This window comes from Pseudomonas anatoliensis (genome assembly GCF_017976235.1).
Classification (GTDB): Bacteria; Pseudomonadota; Gammaproteobacteria; order Pseudomonadales; family Pseudomonadaceae; genus Aquipseudomonas; species Aquipseudomonas anatoliensis.
Genome location: NZ_JACVHC010000015.1, coordinates 1,940 through 3,279, shown reverse-complemented (window position 1 = coordinate 3,279; position 1,340 = coordinate 1,940). Strand labels below are relative to the sequence as shown.

General features: G+C 49.1%; 1 rRNA gene (cut by a window edge). It reads right to left on the bottom strand.

Features of this window, described 5'->3' with window-relative positions:
* Positions 1-1,163, bottom strand: a 23S ribosomal RNA gene (locus ICA16_RS28085) (it extends 1,823 nt beyond the left edge of the window).
* Positions 1,164-1,340: the final 177 nt, after the last annotated feature.

Here is a 1,340-nt window from a genome sequence, read left to right as displayed (position 1 = left end):
GATGATACCCGTAGCTTCGGTGTATGGTTTGAGCCCCGTTACATCTTCCGCGCAGGCCGACTCGACTAGTGAGCTATTACGCTTTCTTTAAAGGGTGGCTGCTTCTAAGCCAACCTCCTAGCTGTCTAAGCCTTCCCACATCGTTTCCCACTTAACCATAACTTTGGGACCTTAGCTGACGGTCTGGGTTGTTTCCCTTTTCACGACGGACGTTAGCACCCGCCGTGTGTCTCCCATGCTCGGCACTTGTAGGTATTCGGAGTTTGCATCGGTTTGGTAAGTCGGGATGACCCCCTAGCCGAAACAGTGCTCTACCCCCTACAGTGATACATGAGGCGCTACCTAAATAGCTTTCGAGGAGAACCAGCTATCTCCGAGCTTGATTAGCCTTTCACTCCGATCCACAGGTCATCCGCTAACTTTTCAACGGTAGTCGGTTCGGTCCTCCAGTTAGTGTTACCCAACCTTCAACCTGCCCATGGATAGATCGCCCGGTTTCGGGTCTATTCCCAGCGACTAGACGCCCTATTAAGACTCGCTTTCGCTACGCCTCCCCTATTCGGTTAAGCTCGCCACTGAAAATAAGTCGCTGACCCATTATACAAAAGGTACGCAGTCACCCAACAAAGTGGGCTCCCACTGCTTGTACGCATACGGTTTCAGGATCTATTTCACTCCCCTCTCCGGGGTTCTTTTCGCCTTTCCCTCACGGTACTAGTTCACTATCGGTCAGTCAGTAGTATTTAGCCTTGGAGGATGGTCCCCCCATATTCAGACAAAGTTTCTCGTGCTCCGTCCTACTCGATTTCATGACTAAGAGATTTTCGCGTACAGGGCTATCACCCACTATGGCCGCACTTTCCAGAGCGTTCCGCTAATCTCAAAGCCACTTAAGGGCTAGTCCCCGTTCGCTCGCCACTACTAAGGGAATCTCGGTTGATTTCTTTTCCTCAGGGTACTTAGATGTTTCAGTTCCCCTGGTTCGCCTCTTGCACCTATGTATTCAGTACAAGATAACCATCTTATGATGGCTGGGTTCCCCCATTCAGACATCTCCGGATCAAAGTCTGTTTGCCGACTCCCCGAAGCTTTTCGCAGGCTACCACGTCTTTCATCGCCTCTGACTGCCAAGGCATCCACCGTATGCGCTTCTTCACTTGACCATATAACCCCAAGCAATCTGGTTATACTGTGAAGACGACATTCGCCGAAAATTCGATAATACTCAATTCAGAGTAACTCACAAATTTTACCTTAGCCTGATCCGTTACCAGTGAAAGTAACGTTCAGTCTATCTTTCTATCACATACCCAAATTTTTAAAGAACGATCTAATCAAAG